Below are 25760 nucleotides of genomic sequence, written 5' to 3'. Positions count from 1 at the left end.
TCCGCTCACCGTTCGTTCTGGCGGGGGATCACCACCTGGCGGTAGATGATCAGGATGCTCGCCGCGACCGGGATCGCCACGAGTGCACCGAGGAGCCCCAGGAGAGCGCCGCCGGCGAGAGCGGCGATGACGACCACCGCGCCGGGGACCGACACGGCACGGCCCATGATGCGGGGCGAGATGACGTACGCCTCGATCTGCATGTAGATCAGGTAGTAGATGGCGGCGGCCAGCCCGGTTCCGGGCGACCCTCCGAGCCCGGGAACGAGGCACGCGAGCACGATGATGGTCGATCCGGTCAACGTCCCCACGAGTGGGATCAGCGAGAAGAAGAACGCGATGACCGCGAGCACAGCGGGGAACGGCGCTCCGATGATGGAAAGGTAGATCGCGCTGAGCACGCCGTTGATCACACCGAGACTGAGCTGGCCGATGACGTAGTACCCGACGGAGTCCGTGATCTGCTCGCCGAGGTCGATGAACCGCGCCCGCTTGGAAGCCGGGACGAGCTGGTAGACGGCCCGCTTGAGGTTCGGAGTCGAGGCCGTGAAGTAGATGGTGAGGATCAGCACGATGAACGCGCCGGCGAGGCCCGCGAGCACCGCGCCGCCGACGGCGATGATCCCGCCGCCGATCTCGCTGCCGACCTGACCCAGGTCGAGCGAGTTGAACCAGTCCTCGAGGTAGGTGAACAGCTCATCGACGTTCAGGAGCGGGAAGTTCGCATGCAGCCAGTCCTTCAGCTCGTTGACCGGATCCCAGGATCCTTCCTCGACGAGATCCTGGATCGCCGCGACGAGCTGACCGACCTGACCGACGATGATCGGCACGACCATCAGGATGATGCCCGCGAAAGCCGCCAGGACGGCGAGGATCGTGATGAGGACCGCGGCCCAGCGGGGCAGCTTCCGCCTCTCGAGCCACGCGACGACGGGGTCAAGGCCCAGAGACAGGAAGAGCGCGGTCCCGACGTACAGGAGGATGGTCGACAGGGTCTGGATGCTGCCGATCAGCACCAATCCGAGCCCCACTCCGAGTGTCGCCACGAACGCGACCCGGAATGGATTGTGCACCTTCATTCGGCCTCCCCGCCTCAGCCGCCGCGACGCACGGCACCTGTCAGGTCAGGATACGCACTGGGGACGTCCAGGCCCGGGAATGGTCCCTCCCGGGCTGTTTTCAGGTCACTTTCGCTAGTCTGAAATGTCGAGTGTGGGTCTATGCCGTCCGGATGGGCCCGGGAGAGGTGTTCTTCGTGCGTTTCGTATGGGCCGTCGCGGCGTTCGTCCTCGCCGCCGTGATGATCGGGGCAGGCATCGCGCAGCGAACGATCTTCCAGGGGCCCGACACCGACATCGCGGCGATCTCCGTCGAGGAGGAGGCGCCGTACCTGCTGATCGACGGCGCCGTCCTCAACGAGACCGCGGGTGCGCAGACGCTCCGCGCGCAGGGGGAGGGCGACATCTTCGCCGCCTATGGGCGCACCGCCGACATGCAGGCGTGGCTCTCCGACACGCCGTACAACCACGCGACTCTCGACGACGCCGGTGAGATCGAGACGGCCCTGGTCGAGCCCGAACCGCCCGCGGACGGGGCCGAGGCCCCGGCCGATGACGCCGCGGCGGAGCGGGAGCCCCGCAGCCCGGTCGGCTCCGATCTCTGGCTCGACGAGTTCCAGCAGAGCGACATCTTGATCGCCCCTCTCCAGCTCCCCGCCGAGATGAGCGTGCTGGTGGCCACGGACGGGTCGGCGCCCGCACCCGCGAACGTGTCGGTCTCGTGGCCGATCGCGAACTCGACGCCTTGGGCGGGGCCGCTGATCGTGGGCGGCGGCATCGTTCTCGCCTTCGGGGTGTTCCTGTACATCCTCGGCATCCGGCACGTGCGGCGGTCGCGCGGTCCCCGGCGCAAAGGTCTCCCCATGCCGGTGACGGAGCCGATCGACATCGCGGTCGAGGGCGGCGACAAGGGCGTCATCAGCGCGACTCCGCCCAAGCGGCGCGCGGTGACCAGCGGCCGGCGGGCGTTCGCGATCGTGCCCGCGGTCGCCGTGTCGGCTCTTCTCTTCAGCGGCTGCTCGGCCGACGCCTGGCCCGAGTTCGGTCCGACCCCGACGCCGACGCCCACGGCGTCGGTGATCGTTCCCGAGGGGCAGCAGGCACCCGCCGTGACGAAGCCGCAGGCCGAGCGGATCCTCGCCCGGATCGCCGACACGGTCACCGAGGCCGACGAGGCGATGGACAGGGATCTCGCCGCCACCCGCCTCACCGGCCCGGCGCTGGCCGCGCGGTCGACCAACTACACGCTGCGCGCCGCCGTGGCCGATCACCCGGCGCCCGCTCCCATCGTGACGAAGCCGCTCGAGATCGTCCTGCCCCAGGCATACGACGGCTGGCCGCGCTCGGTCATGGCCGTGGTCGACGACGACGAGACCAAGACCTCGAGCATCATGGTCCTCACGCAGAAGAACGCGTGGGCCCCCTACAAGCTCTCGTATGTGGCGAGCCTCGAGGCATCCACGCCGGTGCCCGATCTCGCGCCGGAGTACATCGGCGCCATCCAGCCTGCGATGGATTCCCCGTTCCTCGTCATGCCGCCGGAAGACATCGCGGCCGCGTATGCCGATGTCATCAACAAGGGCGAGGACAGCGAGTTCTACGAGATGTTCGACGTCGAGAGCGATCACCTTCGGGAGCAGATCGCGGTCGACCGCACGGCCCGCCTCGAGGAGTTCAACACGACCGCCTCCGACACCGGCAGTCTCACGTTCGGCTCGACCCCGGGCAAGCACCGACCGTTCGCCCTCGCGACCGTCGAGAGCGGCGCGATCGTGGCCGTGAACATCAACGAGACCGACACGGTCAAGCCCACCAACGAGGATGCGGTCATCAAGCTCGAGAACAACCCGACCGTGAAGGCTTTGGCCGGAGCGGACCAGTCGGCGACCGGGTTCACGACCACCTTCACCGACCAGGTATTCTTCTATGTCCCCGGCCAGGGCTCCACGGAGAAGATCCGGTTGCTCGGCTACTCGTCCGACATCCTCGACGCGAAGGTGATCAAGTGACCGATCCCACCTCGGGCGCCGCTCTGCGCGGTGCAGTCGACCTGTCAGCGCTGCGCAATCGCCCGACGGCCGCAGGACCGGGAGATACCGTGGCGCCTTCCTCCGCGGCGTCCGTCGCCTCCTTGGTGATGGATGCCACGGACGAGACCTTCGCGCAGGTCCTCGAGCTCTCGCGCACCGTCCCCGTGGTCGTCGACCTGTGGGCGGAGTGGTGTGGTCCGTGCAAGCAGCTGAGCCCGATCCTCGAGAAGGTGGTGACCGAGCTCGGCGGTCGGCTCGTGCTCGCCAAGGTCGACGTCGACGCCAACCCGCAGCTGTCTCAGGCCTTCCGCGCGCAGTCCATCCCGATGGTCGTGGCCCTCGTCGGCGGCCAGCCGGTTCCGCTCTTCACCGGTGCGGTGCCCGAGCAGCAGGTGCGGGAGGTCTTCGCCCAGCTGCTCCAGCTCGCGGCGCAGAACGGCGTGACAGGCACGGTGGCCGTCGACGGTGCCGCGGCCCCCGAGGCGCCCGCCGAACCGCCCCTGCCGCCGTTGCACGCGGAAGCCTTCGAGGCGATCGAGGCCGGGGACTACCCGCGGGCGATCGCCGCCTATGAGAGGGCGCTGGCTGAGAATCCGCGGGATGCCGAGGCCCGGGCCGGACTCGGCCAGGTGCGGCTTCTCGACCGTGTGCAGGGACTCGACCTGCAGGCGGCGCGGGCGGCGGCCGCAGCGGCGCCGCAGGATGTCAGCGCGCAGTTCGCCGTCGCCGACCTGGACGTCGCGGGCGGGCACATCGACGACGCGTTCGACCGCCTGCTCGACCTGTTCGGCCAGCTGGCGGCTGCGGATCGCGGCCCGGTTCGCGAGAGACTGCTGGAGCTGTTCGGGCTGGTCGGCGACACCGACCCGCGCGTCGTCCGCGCGCGGAGCCGGCTCGCCTCGCTGCTGTTCTGAGTCTCCTCAGCCCCGGGTGGGGGAGGGGACGTGAGCCTCGGGGTCGTGGCGCAGCCAGATGACACCGAGCGGCGGGAGGACCATCCTCGCCCGACCGCCGTCGCCGGCGTGCACCATCCCGAGGTTGCCGACGCCGGAGCCGCCGTAGTTCTCCGCGTCGCTGTTGAGGATCTCGTGCCAAACACCCTGCTCGGGCAGATCGAGCTCGTACGAGGTGATGGGCACGCCGGAGAAGTTGCAGATCACCGCCACCGTGTTCCCGTGCCAGTCGCGCCGCGAGAAGGCGATCACGTTCGGGTTCCACTGCGGTGCGCCCAGGCGGCTGAACGCCGCGCCGTCGCTGTCACGCGACCACAGCGCGGAGTGCTCCCGGTAGACGCGGTTGAGGTCGGCCACGTATCCGAGCAGCTGCGCGTGGGACGGCTGCTCGAGGAGCCACCAGTCCAGCGACCGCCCCTCCGACCACTCGGACAGCTGGCCGAACTCCTGCCCCATGAACAGCAGCTGCTTTCCAGGGTGGCCCCACATGTACGCCAGGAAGGCGCGCATGTTCGCGAGCTTCTGCCAGTGGTCCCCGGGCATCCGTCCGAAGAGGCTTCCCTTTCCGTGGACGACCTCGTCGTGGCTGATCGGGAGGACGTAGTTCTCGCTGAACGCGTAGACGAACGAGAACGACAGCTCGCCCTCGTGGTGCGAGCGGTACATCGGGTCCCGCTTGATGTACTGGAGGGAGTCGTTCATCCACCCCATGTTCCACTTGAAGCCGAACCCGAGCCCCGCCTGGCTGGTGGGCGCGGTCACGCCCGGGAAGCTCGTGGACTCCTCGGCGATCATCGCGATCCCGGGATAGCGCTTGTAGGCGGTCGCGTTGACCTCCTGCAGGAACCGGATGGCTTCGAGGTTCTCCCGACCGCCGTGGATGTTGGGAGCCCACTCGCCGTCCTTGCGGGAGTAGTCGAGATACAGCATCGAGGCGACCGCGTCGACACGGAGGCCGTCGACGTGGAACTCCTCGAACCAGTACAGCGCGTTCGCGACGAGGAAGTTGCGGACCTCGTTGCGCCCGTAGTCGAAGATGTAGGTCCCCCAGTCGCGATGCTCTCCGCGTCGCGGGTCGGGGTGCTCGTAGAGGGCTTCGCCGTCGAACCGCGCCAGCGCGAAGGCATCCTTCGGGAAGTGACCGGGCACCCAGTCCATGATGACCCCGATGCCCGCGCGGTGCAGGCGGTCGATCAGGTAGCGGAGGTCGTCGGGGTGCCCGAACCGGCTCGTCGGGGCGTAGTAGCCGGTCACCTGGTAACCCCACGAGCCACCGAACGGGTGCTCGGCGAGGGGGAGGAACTCCACGTGGGTGAACCCCTGAGCAGAGACGTACTCGATGAGCTGGTCGGCCGCGTCGCGGTAGCCCAAGCCCGGGCGCCACGATCCGAGGTGCAGCTCGTAGACGGACATCGGCTTCGAGAGCGGCGCCGTCCGTGCTCGGACAGACATCCACTCGTCGTCCTCCCACTGGTACGCCGTCTCGACGACCATCGAGGCGGTGGCCGGCGGGACCTCCGCGAAGCGGGCCATCGGATCGGCCTTGACGACCCACCCGCCGCTGCGCGTCCTCAGCTCGAACTTGTATGTCGCGCCGGCGCCGAGACCGGGGACGAACAGCTCCCAGACTCCGGTCCCGCCCATGGAGCGCATCGCGTGGCCCTGGCCGTCCCAGTCGTTGAACGAACCGACCACGCGGACCGCCTGCGCATTCGGCGCCCAGACGGTGAAGGACGTGCCCTGGACGCCCTGGTGCTCCCGCACATGCGCGCCGAGGACGCGCCACAGCTCCTCGTGGCGGCCTTCGCCGATGAGGTGCAGGTCGAGCTCGCCGATCGTGGGGGTGAACCGATAGGGATCGTCGGCGACGAAGTCCGGTCCCTCTTCGTAGGTGGTGATGATCCGATAGGCGCCGTCACCCGCGCCGCCTGCCCGCACTCCCTCCCAGATGCCGCCGCGCACGTGCTCGAGCGGCACCCGCGTCCCGTCGCCGAAGACCGCCGTGACGGAGGCCGCGAGAGGACGGCGGGTTCGGACGACCCACTGGGCGCCGCCCGCGCCGTCCCGGTCGGGATGGATCCCCAGAACGGCGTGCGGGTCATGGTGCGCACCGGCACCGACGGCGTCGAGAACGTGGTCTGAAGGCGTCGTCATCGCTGCTCCTTGACGTGGAGGATGTGCACGGGCTCGGCGAAGGCGTCCAGCTGGACGAAGTTGTGGTCCGTCCACGTCCAGCGGGCGCCGGTCACGAGGTCTTCGACGTCGTACGGGTCTCCCGGTGTGACGCCCCACACCCTCGTGTCCAGGTGGACCATCGTCTGCCTGACGGAGTGGGGGTCGGTGTTGACGACGACGATGATCGTGTCGGTTCGGCCGTCGGGCGAGAGCTCGCCCGGCAGGTGCTTGACGTACACCAGGATGGCGTCGTCGTCGCTCCAGTGGACGGTGAGGTTGCGCAGCTGGCGGAGCGCCGGATGCGCGCGACGGATCTCGTTGAGCCGTGTCAGGAACGGCGCAAGCGACTCTCCTCGCTCCACGGCTCCGGACCAGTCCCGGAACTTGTACTCGTACTTCTCGTTGTCGATGTTCTCTTCCGAGCCGGGCCGGGCGACGTTCTCGTAGAGCTCGTAGCCCGCATAGACGCCATAGGTGGGAGCAGCAGTGGCAGCGATCGCCGCACGGATGCGGTAGGCCGGGCGGCCGCCGAACTGCAGGTACTCGGTCAGGATGTCCGGCGTGTTGACGAACAGGTTCGGTCGCACGAAATCGGCCGTCTCGCGTGCCAGGCCGGAGAGGAACTCCGCCAGCTCTTCCTTCGTGTTCCGCCAGGTGAAGTACGTGTAGCTCTGCTGGAATCCGGCGGAGGCCAGGCTCTGCAGCGGTGCCGGGCGGGTGAACGCCTCCGCGAGGAAGATGACGTCCGGGTGCTCGGCGTTGACCGTCGAGATGAGCCACTCCCAGAACTGCAGCGGCTTCGTGTGCGGATTGTCGACACGGAAGATGCGGACGCCCTGCGAGATCCAGTGGCGGATGACGCGGAGCGCCTCTGCGTAGATGCCTGCGGGGTCGTTGTCGAAGTTGATCGGATAGATGTCCTGATACTTCTTCGGCGGGTTCTCGGCGTAGGCGATCGACCCGTCGGGGAGCGTCGTGAACCATTCCGGGTGCTCGCTCACCCAGGGGTGGTCCGGCGCGGCCTGCAGCGCGAAGTCCAGCGCGATCTCGATGCCCTCGGCTCGCGCCGCCCGCACGAACGCGCGGAAGTCCGCCAGCGTTCCCAGATCGGGATGCACGGCGTCGTGACCCCCCTCGGCCGACCCGATGGCCCACGGCGATCCGGGGTCGGCGGGGCCCGGATCGAGGGTGTTGTTGCGACCCTTGCGATTGAGGGTGCCGATGGGGTGGATCGGCGGAAGGTACAGCACGTCGAACCCCATGGCCGCGACCGCGGGGAGGCGCCGCGCGGCGGTGCGGAACGTGCCGCTCTTGATCGTGCCGTCCCGAAGCGTGCGTGCTCCCTCCGATCGGGGGAAGAACTCGTACCAGGCGCCCACGCCGGCCCGCTCGCGCTCGACTCGCAGCGACAGATCGTCGCCCACGGTGGTGAGGGCCATCAGCGGACGCTCACGGAAGTAGCCGGCGATCGTCTCGTCTCGGACCACCGTCAGGGCCGCGTCGTCGCTCACGGCGGGGTTGCGCAGGGTCTCGGCCGCCGAGGTGAGGGCCTCCCGCTGCGATCTGGGTCGGCCACGCTCACCGGCGGCACGCGTGAACAGGAGGGCTCCCATCTCGCGCATGAGCGCGGCATCCACTCCCGCGGCGATCTTGAGATCGGCCGCGTGCTCCCACGTCGCGAACTCGTCGGCGAAGGCCTCGAAGCGGAACGTCCACGCGCCCTCCTCGAGGAGGGCGACGGTCGTCTCCCAGCGATCGAACCCGTCGTTCAGGGGCTGAAGACGGTGCAGCGACTCGTCACCCGACGGCGAGGTCAGCCTGACCTGGACGCCGATGCGGTCGTGACCCTCGCGGAACGCCGTCACGCCGAAGGGGACGGCTTCGCTCGCGTAGGCCTTGGGCGCGTAATCGCCCCAGGGGACCGAAGGATACGGCCGCGCGAGGGGTATTCGGCGTGTCGCCGTGACGCGAGCGGGCTGCCACTCGCGGGCTTCGCGTACGGGGATGGCGGAGGCGCTCCGCCACGGGCGGGAACGCGGAGTTCGCGACGTCGTGACCACGTTCCGAACCTACCGCGACCACAGAGAAGGCGACAGGCGCTTGACTTGGGCGTGCCGATCAGTCGACTCGGAAGAGGCGCATCGACGTGCCCGCCACGGGAACCACATCGCCGGCCGTCAGCGCGTCCTCGGCTACCACGGGCCTCTCATCGACGCTCGACCACAGGGGCGTGAAACGCTCAGCGCCGGCTATCGGTGGGAGAGTCACGTCGATCGGCCGCTCCGTCCCGTGGACGATCAGCAGGATGCGGTTGAACTCCTCGTGCTCGGGAGTCGACGCGGCGACGTACTGGAGCGTGCGGTGCGCGGGATTCGTCCACCGCTCGATCGACATCGTCTCGCCGTGCTCGTCGTACCACTCCATCACCGACGCGGACGGGATGTGCTCGCCGAGCCGCGCGAATCGCCGCGGACGCAGCGCCGGGTTCTCCCGGCGCAGACGGAGAAGGTGCTGCACGTGCGCGAACAGGTCCTGCTGCCAGGGCGCGTGCTCCCACGACAGCCAGGTCAGCGGAGAGTCGTGGCAGTAGGCGTTGTTGTTGCCGCGCTGGGTGCGGCCGAACTCGTCCCCGGCCGTCAGCATCGGTACGCCCGCCGAGAGGAGAAGCGTCCCCAGCAGGTTCCGCATCGCCTTGCGCCGCGTGGCGAGGATCGTCTCGTCGTCGGTCGGCCCTTCCGCGCCGTGATTGAACGAGCGGTTGGTATCGGCGCCGTCGCGGTTCTGCTCCCCGTTGCCGAGGTTGTGCTTGACGTCGTACGAGACGAGGTCGCGGAGCGTGAAACCGTCGTGGGCGGTCACGAAGTTCACGCTCGCGAGCGGACCGCGATCCGCCGAGAAGGTGTTCGACGAGCCCGCGAGGCGCGTCGCGAAGCCGCCGATGCCGACCGGTGCCGTCGAGGCGCGACGCGCATAGTCGACGTCGGAGAGCCAGAAGTTTCGGACGCGGTCGCGATAGCGGTCGTTCCACTCGCTCCAGCCGGACCCGAAGTTGCCCGTCTGCCACCCGCCCATGCCGACGTCCCACGGCTCGGAGATCTTCTTCACGTCGGCGAGGGCGGGGTCGTCGACGATGGCGCGCAGCAGGGGATGCTCCGGGGTGAAGGCGTGCGACCGATCCCGGCCGAGGGTCGCGGCGAGGTCGAAGCGGAAACCGTCGATCTGGACGTCGCGGGCCCAGTAGCGAAGCGAGTCGAGGATCAGGCGGGCCGCGGCATCCGTCGACGTGTCGACCGAGTTGCCGCAGCCTGTCACGTCGATGTACGCGCCGTCCTCGTGCTGCCGGTAATAGGCGCGGTTGTCGATTCCGCGGAGACTCGAGCGCGGGCCGCCGATGCCCTCTTCGGCCGTGTGGTTGTAGACCACGTCGAGGATGACCTCGAGGCCCGCCTCGTGGAGCAGCCGCACCATCCCCTTGAACTCGCGGAGCACCGCCTCGGGCCCCTCGCGTCGCGCCTGTTCCGTCGCGTACGGCGCGTGCGGGGTGAAGAAGTTCAGGGTGTTGTATCCCCAGTAATTGGTGAGACCGTGCTGGAGCAGACGCGGTTCGGTCGCGAACGCGTGCACCGGGAGCAGCTCGATGCTGGTGATGCCGAGCGAGAGGAAATGCTCCACCATCGCCGGGTGGGCGAGGCCGGCGTACGTGCCGTGCAGCGCCGGAGGCACCAGCGGGTGCCGCTTGGACACGCCCTTCACATGAGCCTCGTAGACGACGGTGCGGTCCATCGGCACCGCCGGCTTGGCAACCCCGCCCCAGTCGAACGAACCGTCCACGACGACGGAGCGCCAGTCGTCATACCCCTGCCTCGCGAGCCCTCTCGAGTAGGGCTCGACGAGCAGGGTGCCGCGGTTGAACGTGTTGCCGGGCGCGTGCGGACCGTCGACGCGCACCGCGTAGCGGGTGCCGGGTCGCAGGTGCCCGGAGGTCACCTCCCACACGCCGCCCGCCGCGGGGGTCATCGGGATGCTGTCGACCGCCCAGTCCAGGTCGGTGTCGTCGAACACGACCAGTTCCATCGCGTCGGCCGCACCCGACCACACGCGCAGTGTGCCGCCGTCGTGACCGAACGTCACGCCGAGCCCGTCGAACGCCGCGGCGTGCAGGCTCGCAGGCTGCACCGGTGCGGCCGTCTCGGGAGTGAGCATGCGATCTACAGTAGTAAGCGCACGAGTCGCGCACGTTACGGCACTGCATACCGGGTGGCGCGCGAGTCCGAGGGGCGGTGCTCCGCCGCACGCGAGCTGGGAGGGTCATGCAGGTCTACCTCGACCACGCTGCGACCACGCCGCTGCGCCCGGAGGCGCGAGACGCCTGGCTGTCGGCCGCCGAGGCGATCGGAAACGCCTCGTCCATCCACGGATACGGACAGGGCGCGAGGCGCCTCCTCGAAGACTCGCGCGAGAGACTCGCGGCGACCCTGGAGTGCGATCCCATCGAAGTCGTCTTCACCTCGGGCGGCACCGAGGCTGTGAACCTCGCCGTGAAGGGGCTGTGGTGGGCGAGGGACGCGGGCTCCGACGCGGTGGTGCTGCCGGACGGCGAGCACCATGCCACGCTCGACGCGGTGCAGTGGCTGCACTCGGCCGAGTCCGCCCTCGTCCGCCACGTCGGACTGAACTCGTGGGGAGCCATCGACGCGACGTCCTTCGCGCGGGCGCTCCCGGGCGCGGCTCTGGCCACCGCCATCGCGGCGAACAACGAGGTGGGGACGATCAACGACGTGACGGCGCTGGCCTCTTCGGCGTCTCAGGCGGACGTGGCGCTCCACCTCGACGCGGTGGCCGCCTTCGGGCACGTGCCCGTGCCGTTCCGCACGTGGCGAGGAGATGCCGAGGGGCACTCGGGCCTCGTCGCGATGAGCGTGTCGGCCCACAAGGTCGGCGGGCCGGTGGGGACGGGCGCTCTCGTCGTGTCGCGGCATGCACGGCTCGGTCCCCTTCTGCACGGGGGCGGTCAGCAGCGCGGCCTGCGGGCGGGCACCCAGGACGTCGCGGGCGCCGCCGCGTTCGCCGTCGCCGCCGAGCTGGCGGAGCAGGAGCGCGAGGCCGAGGCCCTGCGGCTCGCGCGGCTGCGCGAGCAGCTCGTGCGAGGCATCCTCGCGGCCGTTCCCGCCGCCGAGCTGCTCGGCGATCCCGAGCGGCGCATCCCGGGGAATGCGCACCTCCTCTTCCCCGGGGCTTCGGGGGAGACGCTGCTCTTCCTCCTCGATCGCGCGGGGATCGCGGTCTCGACGGGGTCGGCGTGCCAGGCAGGCATCCCGGAGCCGTCGCACGTCGTGCAGGCCATGGGGCGGACGGATGCCGAGGCCCGCCAGGTGCTTCGATTCACGCTGGGCTCGACCACCGGGCCGCACGACGTGTCGGCCGTCGTTGCCGTGCTGCCCGAACTCGTCGAGCGGGCCCGGGCGGCGTCCGGGCACCGCTCAGCCGCCCGAACGTAGACTGGGGCCATGCGGATCCTGGCGGCCATGAGCGGTGGTGTCGACTCGGCTGTCGCCGCCGCCCGTGCGGTGGAGGCGGGCCACGACGTCGTCGGAGTCCACCTCGCCCTCTCGCGCGCCGGTGGCACCTTGCGCACGGGGAGCCGAGGCTGCTGCACGATCGAGGACGCGATGGACGCTCGGCGGGCGGCCGACCGGCTCGGCATCCCTTTCTACGTGTGGGATTTCTCGGAGCGGTTCCGCGATGACGTCATCGACGACTTCGTCGCCGAGTACAAGGCCGGGCGGACGCCGAACCCCTGCATGCGGTGCAACGAGAAGATCAAGTTCGCCGCCCTTCTGGAGCGGGCTCTCGAACTCGGGTTCGACGCCGTCTGCACGGGGCACTACGCCACCCTGGTGGACGGACCCGCCGGCCGGGAGCTGCATCGCGCATCCGATGCGGCCAAGGATCAGTCCTATGTGCTGGGCGTCCTCACCGCCGAGCAGCTCGCTCACACCTATTTCCCGCTCGGTTCGACGCCGTCCAAAGCGCTCGTGCGGGCCGAGGCGGAGGCTCGGGGTCTGACGGTGGCGCAGAAGCCCGACAGCCACGACATCTGCTTCATCCCCGACGGCGACACCCGCGGCTGGCTCGCCGAGAAGGTCGGCACGGCCACCGGTGACATCGTCGATCGCGCGGGCGCCGTCGTGGGCAGCCACCAGGGCGCGCACGCCTTCACCGTGGGCCAGCGACGCGGGCTCTCGCTCGGGGTCCCGGCGGCCGACGGCAAGCCGCGATTCGTGCTCGAGGTGCGTCCGGTGTCCAACACGGTGGTGGTCGGGCCGAGAGAGGCGCTGGCGACGGCCGAGATCGCGGGAGAGCGGCACTCCTGGGCCGGCCGAGCGCCGGACGAGGGCACCTTCGCCTGCGAGGTTCAGATCCGTGCGCACGCCGACCCGGTGCCGGCGACCGCGACCTGGGAGAGCGGTCGCGTGACGGTCGTGCCCGATGTCCCGTTCGAGGGCGTCGCGCCCGGTCAGACCGCCGTGCTCTACGACGGTACGCGGGTGATGGGCCAGTTCACGATCGATCGAACGGTCTCGGCCGTTCCCGTCGGGGCGTAGCCGCGCCTCGTCCACGCTCGACCGCAACCCCCGTTCGGCTGTCCCACCCGGCTCCTAGACTTGCCGTGTGACGGATCACGAAGCGACTGCGTGGGGTTCGACCGCCGAGCCGGAGGCGCTTCCACCGGATGCTGGGCTCGAGGCCTCCCGCGATGAGGCCCGCCGCCTCACGGAACGCATTCTCGAAGCGCGCGACGCGTACTACGGTCGCAACGCCGAGATCGTCGACGACGCCACGTACGACGGGTGGATGCATCGCCTCGAAGAGCTGGAGCGCCTGCATCCCGAGCTTCAGGGTCAGGACTCGCCCACCCAGACAGTGGGTGCCGCCGAGACGTCGATGTTCGCCCCGGTCGAGCACGCGGAGCGCATGCTGAGCCTCGACAACGTCTTCAGCCTGGACGAGCTGCGCGACTGGTGCGCCAAGGCCGAGGGCGGTGCCGGCCGCAGGGTCCGCTGGCTCACCGAGCTCAAGATCGACGGTCTCGCCATCAGCCTCCGCTACGAACGCGGCGTGCTGACCTCGGCCGCGACGCGCGGCGACGGTCGCACGGGCGAAGACGTCACGGCGAACGCGATCCGGGTCGCCGGCATCCCGCAGCGGCTCGCCGGGTCGGGGCATCCCGAGATCGTCGAAGTCCGGGGCGAGGTCTTCATCCCCGTTGCGGCGTTCGAGCGGCTCAACGCCCTGCAGGCCGAGATGCGCGCCCGGGTGGTCGACGACGCACGCAAGCGCGGGCGCTCGTTCGATGAGGCGAAGGCTCGTCTCAGCGCCGAGCGACGGTTCCCCTCCTTCGCCAACCCGCGCAACGCCGCGTCGGGTGGATTGCGGCAGCAGCTCGACAAGAAGGACGGCCTCGAGAAAGAGGCGGGGCAGGCGCGGCTCGACTCGCTGCGGCTGTTCGTGCACGGCATCGGCGCGTGGGCGCAGCCCCCGGTGGCGTCGCAGAGCGAGGTCTACGGCCTTCTCGCCGAGTGGGGCCTGCCCACGAGCCCGTACTTCCGCACGTCCGACGACATCGACGGCGTCCTCGCGTTCGTCGCGCACTACGGCGAGCATCGCCACGACGTCGAGCACGAGATCGACGGGGTCGTTGTGAAGGTCGACGAGCTCGCCCTCCACGACGAGCTCGGCGCGACGAGCCGGGCACCGCGCTGGGCCATCGCCTACAAGTACCCGCCTGAGCAGGTCAACACGAAGCTCCTCGACATCGTGGTCTCCGTCGGCCGCACCGGTCGCGCCACGCCCTTCGCCGTCATGGCGCCGGCGCGCGTGGCGGGCTCCGTCGTGCGTCAGGCGACCCTGCACAATCAGGATGTCGTGCGTGCCAAGGGCGTTCTGATCGGCGACACGGTCGTGCTGCGCAAGGCCGGTGACGTCATCCCCGAGGTGCTCGGACCCGTGGTCGAGCTCCGCGACGGGACCGAGCGCGAATTCGTCATGCCGTCGAACTGCCCCGAGTGCGGATCGCCGCTCGCGCCCGCGAAAGAGGGCGACATCGACCTCCGCTGCCCCAACACCCGCGCGTGTCCCGCGCAGGTCCGCGGTCGGGTGGAGCATATCGGGTCACGGGGCGCGCTCGACATCGAGGCTCTCGGCGAGGTGACCGCCGCGGCGCTCACACAGCCCTCGGTTCCCGAGTCACCCCCTCTCGAGACCGAGGCGGGGCTGTTCGATCTCACCTTGGAGCAGTTGGTGCCCATCGAGGTCCTCGTGCGTGACGCCGAGACCGGCGAGCCCCGCATCGACGAGGCGACCGGTGCACCGGTCCGGCGGGCCCCGTTCCGGCGCAATCCCACGCAGGCCGAGAAGAAGAGCGGGATCGTCGATCTTCAGCCCTCGGCCCAGGCCCTGACGCTGATCGACCAGCTCGAGAAGGCGAAGACGAAAGACCTGTGGCGTTTCCTCGTGGCGCTGAACATCCGGCACGTCGGTCCGGTGGCGGCGCGTGCGCTGGCGCAGTGGTTCGGGTCGGTCGACGCGATCCGCGCCGCCGACCGCGAGGAGCTCGCCGCGGTCGAAGGCGTCGGCGGCATCATCGCCGATGCCCTCATCGACTGGTTCGCGGTGGATTGGCATCGCGACATCGTCGACCGGTGGGCGGCCGCCGGTGCGCAGCTCGCCACGCCGGGTCATCCGGGGCCCGGGGCGGCCGCCGTCGTCGGCGGGGTTCTCGACGGGCTCACGGTCGTGGCCACGGGCAGCCTCGACGGCTACACGCGCGAGGGGGCGCAGGAGGCGATCCTTCAGGCGGGCGGGAAGGCCGCGTCCAGTGTCTCGAAGAAGACCGACTTCGTCGCCGCTGGTCCGGGCGCGGGGTCGAAGCTCGCCAAGGCCGAGGAGCTGGGCGTGCGCATTCTCGACGCCGCGCAGTTCCGCATCCTCGTGACGCAGGGTCCCGCGGCCCTCGACGCTCTCGAGCCCGACGCGGGGTGACGCGCCGCCGTTCCGGGTCGGGGCGTCAGGCCCCGTGGGTCAGTGACAGCAGCCGGTCGCGCACCTGACGACGCAGCACCTTGCCGATGAGCGACTTCGGCAGCTCGTCGACCACGAAGATGCGGCGGGGCACCTTGTACGGTGTCAGGATGCCGCGGGCGTAGTCGCGGATCGCCTCGACGTCGATCTCCTCGCCCGGCGCGACGACGACGGCCGCGACGACTTCCTCTCCGGAGTGATGGCTCGGCAACCCGACGACGGCGGCGTCCTCGACGAGGGGATGCTGCCGGAGCGCGTTCTCCACCTCGGTGGGGGCCACGTTGAAGCCGCCGGTGATGATGAGCTCCTTGATCCGGTCGACGATGCGCACGAATCCGGCGTCGTCGACCGTCACGATGTCGCCCGTGCGGAACCAGCCGTCCGTGAAGACGGCCTCCGTCTCCTCGGGTTTGCCGTAGTACCCGCTGAAGACCTGCGGGCCGCGCACGACGAGTTCGCCGCGTTCGCCGCGCGGAACGTCTCTCGTCGGGTCGTCGGGGTCGACGACCCGGCACTCGGTCCCGGGGAGCGGCAGCCCGACGGTGCCCGGGACACGATTGTCTGCCACCGGATTCGCCATGAGCACGGGCGAGCACTCGCTCAGACCGTAGCCCTCGACGAGGTAGCCGCCCGAAGCCTCCTCGAAAGGGACGACGAGTTCGTGCGGAAGCGCCATCGCTCCGGAGATGGCCACACGCGTCCCCGCGAGCGAGACGCCCCGGGCGTTCGCGGCCTTCAGCAGGCGGTCGGCGATCGGCGGCACCAGGGGGAGGAAGGTCGCCGGATGCTTCTTGGTGACCTCGAGCACCATGTCGGGGTCGAAGCGGGGGAAGAGAACGAGGCGCGCACCCATCGACATCGCGAACGTCAGGCAGAGAGTGAGGCCGTAGGCGTGGAACATCGGCAGCACCGCGTACACGACGCATCCGTCCCCGCGGACGATGGAGGGCACCCACGCCCTGGCCTGCGCGGCATTCGACAGCAGGTTCCGGTGCGTCAGCGACGCACCCTTCGGAGTGCCCGTGGTGCCGCTCGTGTACTGGATGAGCGCGAGATCGTCGGTGCCGGGACGGGGGTGCGTCGGTGCGAGCCGGTCGGAGCCGACGATCGTCTTCCACGGCGTCGTCCCCGACACGCGCGCGGTGAGGGCGGACCGCGCCTCCCGCGCCTTGGCGAGGGGAAGCCGCAGCGCGATCCGGGTGCCGACCGGCATCGCGGTGGTGAGGTCGACGGAGATGAGCGAGGTCAGCGTCAGGTCGGCGGGGAACTCCTGGATGGTCGCCACGACCTTCGACCAGACGATCGCGTGCTTCGCGCCGTGGTCCTCGAACTGCTTCCGCAGCTCGCGGGCGGTGTAGAGCGGGTTGTGCTCCACGACCACGCCTCCCAGGCGCAGGATCGCATAGAACGCGACGATGTGCTGCGGGCAGTTCGGGAGCACGATGGCCACCGGGTCGCCGGCGCGCACGCCGGCGGCGCGAAGTCCCGAGGCCGCCCGCTCGATCTGCTCGTGGAGTTCGCGATACGAGGTCGTCCGTCCGAAGAACTGCAGGGCCGGGGCATCCGGATAATCCCGCGCCGATGCGGCGACGATGTCGAACAGCGAACCCGAGACGGGCTCGAGGTCTTCGGGCACCCCCGGTGCGTAACTGGCGATCCACGGCCGAGGCGGGTCATACGTCGTCACGCGCCCAGCCTAGACCCGGCGCGCCGCGCGCTTCCCGGGCGGCGTCGGCCGTCACGGGGGCCTGGCGGCGATCCGAATAGACTGTTGCGGTGTCTGAAATCACCCCCGATCTCGTGCGCCATCTCGGTGTGCTGGCCCGCATCCAGTTGAGTGACGAGGAGGTCGAGCGCCTGACCGGCCAGCTCGACGTGATCGTCGACAACATCGCCAAGGTGTCCGAGGTGGCCACTCCCGACGTCCCCGCGACCAGTCATCCGATCGCGATGCAGAACGTCTTCCGGCCTGACGAGGTGGGCGACCAGCTGACTCCTGAGCAGGTGCTCCAGAATGCTCCGGATGCCGCGGACGGCCGTTTCCGCGTGACCGCGATTCTCGGCGAAGAGCAGTGAGGACGACCGTGACCGATCTGACCAAGCTCAGCGCAGCATCCCTCGCCGAGAAGCTGATCGCGAGAGAGGTGTCGAGCGTCGAGGTCACCCAGGCGCACCTGGACCGCATCTCCGACGTCGACGGCGACATCCACGCGTTCCTGCACGTCAGCGACCGCGCTCTGGACGTGGCCGCGGACATCGATCGGCGCCGGGCAGCCGGCGAACAGCTCGGCCCGGTGGCCGGCGTGCCTCTGGCGATCAAGGACGTCCTGGTCACGACCGATATGCCTTCGACGAGCGGATCGCGCATCCTCGAGGGATACATGTCGCCCTACGACGCCACAGTCGTCGCGCGCTCGCGCGCGGCGGGCCTGGTCCCGCTGGGCAAGACGAACATGGACGAGTTCGCGATGGGATCGTCCACCGAGCACTCCGCGTACGGTCCCACCCGCAACCCGTGGGATCGCGATCGGATCCCGGGGGGCTCGGGCGGCGGTTCCGCCGCTGCGGTCGCCTCGTTCGAAGCGCCGCTGGCCCTCGGTTCCGACACCGGCGGCTCGATCCGTCAGCCCGCCCACGTGACGGGGACGGTCGGCCTCAAGCCCACCTACGGCGGGGTGAGCCGGTACGGGGCGATCGCGCTGGCGTCGAGCCTCGACCAGGTCGGTCCGGTGACGCGCACGGTGCTCGACGCGGCCCTGCTCCACGACGTCATCGGCGGTCACGACCCCCACGACGCGACGTCCCTCGCGGAGCCGTGGCCGACCTTCGCCGATGTCGCTCGTGAGGGAGCGTCCGGCGACGCTTTGAAGGGGTTGAAGGTCGGCGTCATCAGGGAGCTCCCCGATGCCGGCTTCCAGCCGGGGGTTTCGGCGTCGTTCCGCTCGGCGCTGTCCGCGATGGAAGCCCACGGTGCCGAGATCGTCGAGATCAGCGCACCGCACTTCGAGTACGGCGTCGCCGCGTACTACCTGATCCTGCCGGCCGAGGCATCCAGCAACCTGGCGAAGTTCGACTCGGTGCGCTTCGGGCTCCGCGTGGACGTGCCGGGCGGGACCGTCGAGGACGTCATGGCGACGACCCGGGACCACGGCTTCGGCGACGAGGTGAAGCGGCGCATCATCCTGGGCACCTACGCGCTGTCGGCGGGGTACTACGACGCCTACTACGGGTCGGCGCAGAAGGTCCGCACGCTCATCCAGCAGGATTTCGACGCCGCCTTCGCCTCCGTCGATGTGATCGCCACGCCTTCGGCGCCCACCACCGCGTTCCGGCTCGGCGAGAAGCTCGATGACCCGATGCAGATGTACCTCAACGACGTCACCACCATCCCCGCGAACCTGGCGGGCGTTCCGGGCATCTCGATCCCGTCGGGACTGGCGGAGGAGGACGGCCTGCCGGTCGGCATCCAGTTCCTCGCCCCCGCGCGCGAAGATGCTCGGCTGTACCGCGTGGGCGCGGCCCTCGAAGCGGTTCTCGTCGACTCGTGGGGCGGACCGCTGCTCGACCGCGCACCGATCCTCGGAGGGGCACGCTGATGGCCAAAGACAGGCTGATGGACTTCGACAAGGCGCTCGAACTCTTCGAGCCCGTGCTCGGATTCGAGGTGCACGTCGAGCTGAACACGCGCACCAAGATGTTCTCGGGCGCGGCGAACCCGGCGCACGCCGACAACCACGGCGCGGAGCCGAACACGCTGGTCGCGCCGGTGGACATGGGACTCCCGGGCGCCCTGCCGACGGTCAACGAACAAGCCGTGCGGTACTCGATCAGCCTCGGCCTCGCGCTGGGCTGCTCCATCGCCCCGTCCAGCCGCTTCGCGCGGAAGAACTACTTCTACCCCGATCTGGGGAAGAACTATCAGATCTCGCAATACGACGAGCCGATCGCCTTCGACGGCCAGGTGGAGGTCGAGCTGTCCGACGGCACCGCCGTGACCATCCCGATCGAGCGGGCGCACATGGAAGAGGATGCCGGCAAGCTCACGCACATCGGCGGTTCGACCGGTCGGATCCAGGGGGCCGAGTACTCGCTCGTCGACTACAACCGGGCCGGTGTGCCGCTGGTCGAGATCGTCACCAGGCCGATCTTCGGCGCAGAGGATCGGGCTCCCGAGATCGCCAAAGCGTACGTGCAGACGATCCGCGACATCGTTCTCGCGCTCGGCATCTCGGAGGCGCGCATGGAGCGCGGCAACCTCCGGTGCGACGCCAACGTCTCTCTCCGCCCGCGTGGACAGGAGAAGCTCGGCACCCGCACCGAGACGAAGAACGTCAACTCCATGCGATCGGTGGAGCGCGCCGTCCGGTACGAGATCCAGCGTCAGGCGGCGATCCTCGAGGCGGGCGGCGCGATCATCCAGGAGACGCGCCACTGGCACGAGGACACGGGCACCACGTCACCCGGCCGGCCGAAGTCGGACGCCGACGACTACCGGTACTTCCCCGAACCCGACCTGCTGCCCGTCGCTCCGGCGGCCGCGCTGGTCGAGGAGCTCCGCGCCGCGCTTCCCGAGCCGCCTGCCGCACGCCGGCGCCGTCTGAAGACGGAGTGGGGGTTCACCGACCTGGAGTTCCAGGACGTGGTCAACGGGGGGCTGCTGGCAGAGGTCGAGGCCACCGTGGCCGCGGGCGCGCCCGCCGCCGCGGCGCGCAAGTGGTGGACGGGTGAGATCACCCGCATCGCCAACGCGCAGGGTCGAGAGGCTGCTGAGCTGGTCTCTCCCGCTGACGTGGCGGCATTGCAGGCACTGGTCGATGCCGGCTCGCTCAATGACAAGCTCGCCCGACAGGTGCTCGAGGGTGTGATCGCGGGGGAGGGCACGCCTCGGGACGTGGTTGATGCCCGGGGCCTCGCCGTCGTCTCGGATGACGGCGCCCTCATCGCCGCGATCGACGACGCGCTGGCCTCTCAGCCCGATGTGCTCGCGAAGATCCGCGACGGCAAGGTGCAGGCTGCCGGCGCCGTGATCGGTGCCGTGATGAAGGCCATGAAGGGACAGGCCGATGCCGCGCGCGTCCGTGAGCTGATTCTGGAGCGGGCCTCCGCATCGTGAACAGGATGCTTCATCCCGCATGAGCCGCCGGGTGGGTGTCGGAGCGTCGAGGGAGAATCGACGACATGGGTCGCGGTGACGGGAGCGAGCGCCTCGTCTCGCCGGACGGCGCGGATGACGCCGGCACGGGCATCCTGCACGTCGACATGGACGCCTTCTACGCCTCTGTAGAGCAACTCGACGACCCGTCGCTGCGCGGGAAGGCGATCATCGTGGGGGGAGTGGACGGCCGCTCCGTGGTGTCCAGCGCGTCGTACGAGGCGCGTCGCTTCGGTGTGCGTTCGGCGATGCCGGTCTCCCAGGCCCTCCGCCTCTGCCCCCATGCCATCGTCGTGCCGCCCCACTTCGATCGCTACCTCGCCGTCTCGTCGACCGTGATGCGCATCTTCCGCGACATCACCCCGCTGGTCGAGCCGCTGTCGATCGACGAAGCGTTCCTCGACGTCCGCGGTGTGCGTCGCCTGTGGGGGAGCCCGGGCGCCATCGCGCGCGACCTGCGCGCGCGTGTCCGCGCCGAGACCGGCATCACGTGCAGCGTCGGCGTGGCCGCAACGAAGCACGTCGCGAAGATGGCGTCAACGATGAGCAAGCCGGACGGGTTGCTCATCGTGGCGGCGGCCGACACCGACGCGTTCCTCCAGCCCCGCTCGGTCCGCGCTCTGTGGGGCGTGGGCCCCAAGGCGGCCGAAGCACTCGAGGCTCGGGGCATCCGCACCATCGCCGACGCGATCGACACACCCCGTGACGTGCTGAACCGGGCGCTGGGGCCCGCCATGGGGGAGCGCGTATGGCACCTCGTCCGAGGCATCGACGCCCGGTCGGTCGATACGCAGCGCTTGGAGAAGAGCGTCGGGCACGAGGAGACCTTCTCCGAAGACATCTCGGACGCGCTGGTGCTCCGCGCAGAGCTTCGTCGACTGGCTGATCGGGTGGGGGCCAGACTGCGGGCCGGCGGATGGGAAGCCGCCACCATAGCGATCAAGGTGCGATTCGCCGACTTCAGCACGATCACGCGATCGCAGACGCTCGCGGAGTCCACAGCGGTCAGTCAGCGGATCGGCGACGCCGCGCACGAGCTGTTCGACTCCCTCGATACCAGGATGCCGATCCGCTTGATCGGCGTCCGTGCCGAGAAGCTCGTGCCAGCCGGATCGGGGCCGCTCGCCCTGTGGGACGAGGACGAGGAGTGGCGCCGCATCGAGGACGCGCTGGACGACGCGACGGCGAAGTTCGGACGCGGCGCGGTCACCCGCGCAACGCTGCTCGGCAAGTCCCGGAGTGGCGGCTCGCTCCCGACGAGCCCGCCGCCGCCCCGACTCGACCAGGGCTGACAGCCGGGACGCACGACGGTAGCGTGGTCGCATGCCCAACATCGCGCTCGAGCTCGGCAAGCAGTCCGCATCCTTCGGTGTCAGCAGCGCCTATGGCGAACAGCAGGACGTCGACGGCGTCCGGATCATCCCGGTCGCGCTCAGCTGGTCCGGGTTCGGCGGCGGATCCGACGACGCGGGCAACGGCGGCGGCGGAGGAGGGGGATGGGCGGTGCCCCTCGGCGCCTACATCCGCCGTGGCGATGATATCCGCTTCGAACCGAACGTTGTCTCGCTGCTGGCAGTCGCGATCCCGTTCGTCTTCTTCGCCGGGCGCGCGCTGAGCCGTGTCATCCGCGCCCTCAAGAAGTAGCTCTGACCCGGTCGCTCACGCGCTCGACGCCGCGACGTCGAGTTTGGTCGACGCCATACGGGCGGTCGCTGCGTCGAACCCCGTGGTGCTGATCGACGGGCGGAGCGGTTCGGGCAAGACCTCGTTGGCTCGTCGGCTGGTGGCGCAGTGGCCGCTGTCGGGAAGAGTGCAGTCGGTGGCCCTCGATTCGATCTATCCGGGGTGGGACGGACTCGACGCGGGCGTGGCGCTCGCGCGTGAGCAGATCCTCGTTCCCCATGCGCGCGGGATGATCGGCGTGTGGCAGCAGTGGGACTGGGAGAGGGGCGAGCCCGCGGAAGCGCACGCAGTGGATCCTTCGCTTCCGCTCGTGCTCGAGGGGTCGGGCGTGCTCAGGCCCGAGACCAGCGGTCTCGGCGACGTCCGGGTCTGGGTGGAGTCTCCAACCGCGTCGCGTCGACGTCGCGCTCTCGAGCGGGACGGTGAGACCTACCGGCCGCATTGGGACACCTGGGCGCGCCAGGAAGACGTGCACGTGCGGCGCGACTCCCCGGTGGAGCTGGCCGACTACACGTTCGCGGTGCCCTGACCGCCGCGCGGCGCAGGGCCGTCGATCGCGCGGACGAGTCCATCGAGCCGGTAGCCGAGCCAGTCGTAGATGCCGAACCGCGGATCTCCGGCGTCGTGGTCGTCGGCCTTCTCGACGCCGAGCCGCGACGCCAGCACGAGGCGGATGGCCGCAAGCGTGCGAAGCCACGACCCGACCGCCGCTGCATCCAACCGGATCAGCACGTTCTCGAGCAGGGCGGGATCGGCGGGGTCGTCGGGAATCTCCGCCGCGTCCGCCAGCGAGGCGAGGACCGCTGCCGCGTCGTCCCGCCGTCGGTCCAGGAGGTCGGACTCGGTCAGCTCGCGGAATTCCCGTGCCGCCGCGGGGTCGTCGTAGGCGTCCGGCGCGAGTCGGCGGATCGCGGGGTCTCCATCGGACGTGACGGCGCCGTCGACGAGCTCGGCGAACTGCGTCACCAGCCCCGCGAGGTGCGCCGCTTCGAGGCGGGTGATCTCCATCGCCACGATGTCCGCGCTCATGCCGGAGCCTCCCTCACTGTCGCCCACAGACCGTAGTCGTGCATGGCTCGTGCGTGCAGTTCCATCTGCTCCCGGGCGCCCTCGGCGACGACCGCGTGGCCTTCGTTGTGCACCCTCAGCATGAGCCGCTCGGCTTCGCTGAGCGGGTACCCGAAGTACTCCCGGAACACGTGCGTGACGTAGCTCATGAGATTGACGGGGTCATCCCAGACCACGGTCTGCCACGGTCGTTGCGCGCGTGCGGATTCTCCGACCTCCGACTCGAAGTCGAGGTCGACGTCGGGTGTCGTGAGAACTCCCATCACGCCCATCCGAGTTCGTGCAGTCGGTCGTCGTCGATGCCGTAGAAGTGTGCGATCTCGTGGACGAGGGTGGTGTGGATCTCCTCGCGGAGCTCATCGATGTCGGCACACGCGGCCAGATGCGGCTCGCGATAGACGATGATGCGGTCGGGCAGCTCGCCGACGCCGTAGCGGTCACGCTCGGTCAAGGCCCACCCGTCGTAGAGTCCGAGGAGGTCGAGGCTTCCGTCTTCCGGTCGGTCCTCGACGACGAAGATGACGTTGTCGAGACCTTCGACCATGTCGTCGGGTAGCCGGTCGAGCTCGTCCACGACGAGATTCTCGAAGGTCGAAGCATCCATCTCCATCACGATGCCTCGCCTGTTCGTGCCCCCGCGTACACCGCTCCGAAGTGCGGAGGAGGCGTACGAATCTTGGGGTGAGTAACGGGACTTGAACCCGCGACCCCCTGGACCACAACCAGGTGCTCTACCAACTGAGCTATACCCACCATGTCTCCCGCGTGAGCGGGCAACCAGAAGATTCTCTCACACCTCCGGGGCGAACGACGACACCGCCGCGGCCGCCGCAGCCCGGGCCCCGTCGCTCGTCGGCCCGGGCTCCGGGACGAAGACCGCCTGCCGGTAGTACGCCAGCTCGCGGATCGACTCGAGGATGTCGGCCAGAGCCCGGTGGCCGCCGTCTTTCGCTGGCGCGTGGATGTAGGCACGCGGATACCATCGGCGGGCCAGCTCTTTGATGCTCGACACATCGACGTTGCGGTAGTGCAGCCAGTGATCGACGCGCGGCATGTACTTGGCAAGGAACATGCGGTCGGTGCCGATCGTGTTCCCGGCGAGCGGGGCTTTGCCTTCGAGCGGCACGAACTGCTGGATGTACTCGAGCGCCTGGAATTCGGCGTCGGCGACGCTGACACCGTGGGGAATCTCGTCGAGCAGACCCGACTTCGCGTGCATCTTCGTCACGAACTCGCTCATGTTCGCGAGCGCGGTCGCGTCGGGCTTGATGACCACCTGGAATCCGGGATGCTGCGGACGCAGCTCGAAGTCCGTCACGACGACCGCGATCTCGACCAGCTCGTCGACCGCGAGGTCCAATCCGGTCATCTCGCAGTCGATCCAGACCAGACGATCGTTCTCAGGTGCCCCCACCATGCGCTCCATCCTATTGACGCCCTCAGACGTCGACGCCTCGGCGGCGTCGCCGAGGCCCGTTGTGCCCCCCCGGGAGGATTCGAACCCCCGACCTGGCGGGTAGAAACCGCTCGCTCTGTCCCCTGAGCTACGGAGGGAAGGGTGTCCCACCAGATTATCGGTACTTCGCCGCGGGGTGTCGGACGCTGGCGTGCGAGCCGCGCTGAGCGTAGCGTCGGCAGTGGACGCATCGGAAGGAGTTCGAGGATGAGCACCACGGAGACGCATCACGCGCTGTGGGTGGCCTATGGTCGCTCGGGCGTGGTGGGGACGATCCGGAAGGATGAGCGCGGCTACACGGTTACGATGGCCGGCGCGGATGCCTCGGCGGGAAGCTTTCCGTCGATGGAGATCGCGAAGAGCGCCCTGCATTCCAGGATGATGCCGGGCAGCGATTGGCCGGAGTTCCGCGAGCACTGACGGCGCGGAACACGCGCTGCGGTAGGGACGGCTTCCTCGTCAGGCGCTCGCACGAGCCTCGGCCCCAGTCGGGAGGGGCCGTGCCGAGCGATACGGCCGCCGCGTATCGAGGAGCGGCAGCGCGAGGTGAACGAGCGGTCCGATCAGGAAGGCGAACAGGACCGTCCCGATACCGACGGTCCCGCCGAGGAACCAGCCGATGAGGAGCACCGTCAACTCGACGAGCGCGCGGCAGGCCCAGATGGGCCAGCCGAGCCGCCGGTGCATCCCGGTCATGAGGCCGTCCCGCGGTCCCGGGCCGAAATGCGCGCCGATGTAGAGGCCTGAGGCGAGCGCGACAGTGACGATGCCGCCCAGCAGTACGGCGAATTGCACCCAGATGCCGCTGACGGGCGGGAAGAGCCAGAGCGTGAACTGCATGCTCGTGCCCACGAGGAGGATGTTCGCGATCGTGCCGACTCCCGGACGCTGGCGGAGGGGGATCCACAGCAGGAGCACGAAGAAGCCGAGGATGTTGGCCACCCAGCCGACGCCGATGCCGGTGTGCACGGAGATTCCCTCCGCGAGGACGGTCCATGGATCGACTCCCAGCCCGGCCTCGACCGTCATCGCGCAGCCGATGCCGTAGAGCAGGAGGCCGATGAAGAGCTGAACGATGCGCCGCGTCATGAGTCCATCCAATCG

General features: G+C 69.5%; 22 protein-coding genes and 2 tRNA genes. 12 read left to right on the top strand and 12 right to left on the bottom strand.

All coding sequences use genetic code 11. The annotated features are described in order from the left end of the window. Positions 1–5: 5 nt before the first annotated feature. Positions 6–1079, bottom strand: a complete 1074-nt coding sequence (locus ACFUTX_RS07795; protein ID WP_378862298.1) for an AI-2E family transporter — start codon at positions 1077–1079, stop codon at positions 6–8. A gap of 176 nt (positions 1080–1255) precedes the next feature. Here ACFUTX_RS07795 and ACFUTX_RS07790 point away from each other — a divergent pair, with 176 nt between their 5' ends. Next, entirely contained in the window at positions 1256–3067 is a 1812-nt protein-coding gene (locus ACFUTX_RS07790; protein WP_378862296.1) for a glycosyl transferase, read from the top strand. Continuing rightward, positions 3064–4002, top strand: a complete 939-nt coding sequence (locus ACFUTX_RS07785; protein ID WP_378862293.1) for a tetratricopeptide repeat protein — start codon at positions 3064–3066, stop codon at positions 4000–4002. Before ACFUTX_RS07790 ends, ACFUTX_RS07785 begins: the two co-directional genes overlap by 4 nt. 6 nt (positions 4003–4008) lie before the next feature. Here the strand turns inward: ACFUTX_RS07785 and glgB are convergent, their stop codons facing one another. From glgB to glgX, 3 genes are read right to left on the bottom strand one after another with little or no spacing between them, the layout of a single operon-like run. After that, positions 4009–6195: a 1,4-alpha-glucan branching protein GlgB gene (glgB, locus tag ACFUTX_RS07780; RefSeq protein ID WP_378862290.1), complete on the bottom strand. Its 2187-nt coding sequence runs from the start codon at positions 6193–6195 to the stop codon at positions 4009–4011. Then, complete coding sequence (locus ACFUTX_RS07775; RefSeq protein ID WP_378862287.1) at positions 6192–8276, bottom strand: maltotransferase domain-containing protein; 2085 nt, start codon at positions 8274–8276, stop codon at positions 6192–6194. The genes glgB and ACFUTX_RS07775 overlap by 4 nt, the downstream gene beginning before the upstream one ends. Before the next feature lie 58 nt (positions 8277–8334). Further along, positions 8335–10419 (bottom strand): glycogen debranching protein GlgX, encoded by a 2085-nt coding sequence (gene glgX, locus ACFUTX_RS07770; RefSeq protein ID WP_378862284.1) that lies wholly within the window; start codon positions 10417–10419, stop codon positions 8335–8337. 107 nt (positions 10420–10526) lie between these two features. Here glgX and ACFUTX_RS07765 point away from each other — a divergent pair, with 107 nt between their 5' ends. The 3 genes from ACFUTX_RS07765 to ligA all read left to right on the top strand — a co-directional run bounded on the left by ACFUTX_RS07765 (position 10527) and on the right by ligA (position 15258). Continuing rightward, positions 10527–11714: a cysteine desulfurase family protein gene (locus tag ACFUTX_RS07765; protein ID WP_378862281.1), complete on the top strand. Its 1188-nt coding sequence runs from the start codon at positions 10527–10529 to the stop codon at positions 11712–11714. 9 nt (positions 11715–11723) lie between these two features. Then, positions 11724–12821, top strand: coding sequence for a tRNA 2-thiouridine(34) synthase MnmA (gene mnmA, locus ACFUTX_RS07760; RefSeq protein ID WP_378862279.1), 1098 nt, complete (start codon positions 11724–11726; stop codon positions 12819–12821). Between the two features lie 250 nt (positions 12822–13071). Then, complete coding sequence (gene ligA, locus ACFUTX_RS07755; protein ID WP_378862881.1) at positions 13072–15258, top strand: NAD-dependent DNA ligase LigA; 2187 nt, start codon at positions 13072–13074, stop codon at positions 15256–15258. A gap of 25 nt (positions 15259–15283) precedes the next feature. Here the strand turns inward: ligA and ACFUTX_RS07750 are convergent, their stop codons facing one another. Next, positions 15284–16984 (bottom strand): long-chain-fatty-acid--CoA ligase, encoded by a 1701-nt coding sequence (locus tag ACFUTX_RS07750; protein WP_378862277.1) that lies wholly within the window; start codon positions 16982–16984, stop codon positions 15284–15286. 89 nt (positions 16985–17073) lie between these two features. On the opposite strand from ACFUTX_RS07750, the gene gatC reads away from it, so the two are divergent. The 6 genes from gatC (at position 17074) to ACFUTX_RS07720 (ending at position 22661) form a co-directional block, all read left to right on the top strand. Next, on the top strand, positions 17074–17373 hold the full coding sequence (gene gatC, locus ACFUTX_RS07745; RefSeq protein WP_378862274.1) for an Asp-tRNA(Asn)/Glu-tRNA(Gln) amidotransferase subunit GatC: 300 nt from the start codon (positions 17074–17076) through the stop codon (positions 17371–17373). 8 nt (positions 17374–17381) lie between these two features. Continuing rightward, positions 17382–18893 (top strand): Asp-tRNA(Asn)/Glu-tRNA(Gln) amidotransferase subunit GatA, encoded by a 1512-nt coding sequence (gene gatA / locus ACFUTX_RS07740; RefSeq protein WP_378862271.1) that lies wholly within the window; start codon positions 17382–17384, stop codon positions 18891–18893. Then, the gene (gene gatB, locus ACFUTX_RS07735; protein WP_378862269.1) at positions 18893–20410 is read left to right on the top strand and encodes an Asp-tRNA(Asn)/Glu-tRNA(Gln) amidotransferase subunit GatB; all 1518 of its coding nucleotides are present in this window, start codon (positions 18893–18895) and stop codon (positions 20408–20410) included. Before gatA ends, gatB begins: the two co-directional genes overlap by 1 nt. A 65-nt stretch (positions 20411–20475) precedes the next feature. Next, positions 20476–21741, top strand: coding sequence for a DNA polymerase IV (locus ACFUTX_RS07730; RefSeq protein ID WP_378862266.1), 1266 nt, complete (start codon positions 20476–20478; stop codon positions 21739–21741). 31 nt (positions 21742–21772) lie between these two features. After that, on the top strand, positions 21773–22093 hold the full coding sequence (locus tag ACFUTX_RS07725) for a hypothetical protein (protein WP_378862263.1): 321 nt from the start codon (positions 21773–21775) through the stop codon (positions 22091–22093). 43 nt (positions 22094–22136) lie between these two features. Further along, the gene (locus ACFUTX_RS07720; protein ID WP_378862260.1) at positions 22137–22661 is read left to right on the top strand and encodes a hypothetical protein; all 525 of its coding nucleotides are present in this window, start codon (positions 22137–22139) and stop codon (positions 22659–22661) included. On the opposite strand, the gene ACFUTX_RS07715 is transcribed toward ACFUTX_RS07720, so the two are convergent. The 6 genes from ACFUTX_RS07715 to ACFUTX_RS07690 all read right to left on the bottom strand — a co-directional run bounded on the left by ACFUTX_RS07715 (position 22640) and on the right by ACFUTX_RS07690 (position 24754). After that, positions 22640–23161: a DUF2017 family protein gene (locus ACFUTX_RS07715; RefSeq protein WP_378862257.1), complete on the bottom strand. Its 522-nt coding sequence runs from the start codon at positions 23159–23161 to the stop codon at positions 22640–22642. The two genes, ACFUTX_RS07720 and ACFUTX_RS07715, sit on opposite strands and share 22 nt — an antisense overlap. Further along, positions 23158–23472: an ATP-dependent Clp protease adapter ClpS gene (clpS, locus tag ACFUTX_RS07710; protein WP_378862254.1), complete on the bottom strand. Its 315-nt coding sequence runs from the start codon at positions 23470–23472 to the stop codon at positions 23158–23160. Before clpS ends, ACFUTX_RS07715 begins: the two co-directional genes overlap by 4 nt. Next, positions 23463–23804, bottom strand: a complete 342-nt coding sequence (locus ACFUTX_RS07705) for a metallopeptidase family protein (protein WP_378862251.1) — start codon at positions 23802–23804, stop codon at positions 23463–23465. The genes clpS and ACFUTX_RS07705 overlap by 10 nt, the downstream gene beginning before the upstream one ends. A gap of 73 nt (positions 23805–23877) precedes the next feature. Beyond that, positions 23878–23953 (bottom strand) — tRNA-His (locus tag ACFUTX_RS07700). A 37-nt stretch (positions 23954–23990) separates the two neighbouring features. Continuing rightward, positions 23991–24617, bottom strand: a complete 627-nt coding sequence (gene orn / locus ACFUTX_RS07695) for an oligoribonuclease (protein ID WP_378862249.1) — start codon at positions 24615–24617, stop codon at positions 23991–23993. Positions 24618–24681: 64 nt separating this feature from the next. Continuing rightward, positions 24682–24754, bottom strand: a tRNA-Arg gene (locus ACFUTX_RS07690). Between the two features lie 109 nt (positions 24755–24863). Between ACFUTX_RS07690 and ACFUTX_RS07685 the strand changes: the two genes are divergently transcribed. Further along, on the top strand, positions 24864–25076 hold the full coding sequence (locus ACFUTX_RS07685; RefSeq protein ID WP_378862246.1) for a methyltransferase: 213 nt from the start codon (positions 24864–24866) through the stop codon (positions 25074–25076). Positions 25077–25115: 39 nt separating this feature from the next. On the opposite strand, the gene ACFUTX_RS07680 is transcribed toward ACFUTX_RS07685, so the two are convergent. Continuing rightward, positions 25116–25745 (bottom strand): YitT family protein, encoded by a 630-nt coding sequence (locus ACFUTX_RS07680; RefSeq protein ID WP_378862243.1) that lies wholly within the window; start codon positions 25743–25745, stop codon positions 25116–25118. Positions 25746–25760 lie beyond the last annotated feature (15 nt).

Source organism: Microbacterium sp. NPDC057407, assembly GCF_042803895.1.
GTDB lineage: Bacteria > Actinomycetota > Actinomycetes > Actinomycetales > Microbacteriaceae > Microbacterium.
Note: the sequence above shows the minus strand (reverse complement) of the source record. Positions and strands in the feature narration are given on the sequence as shown.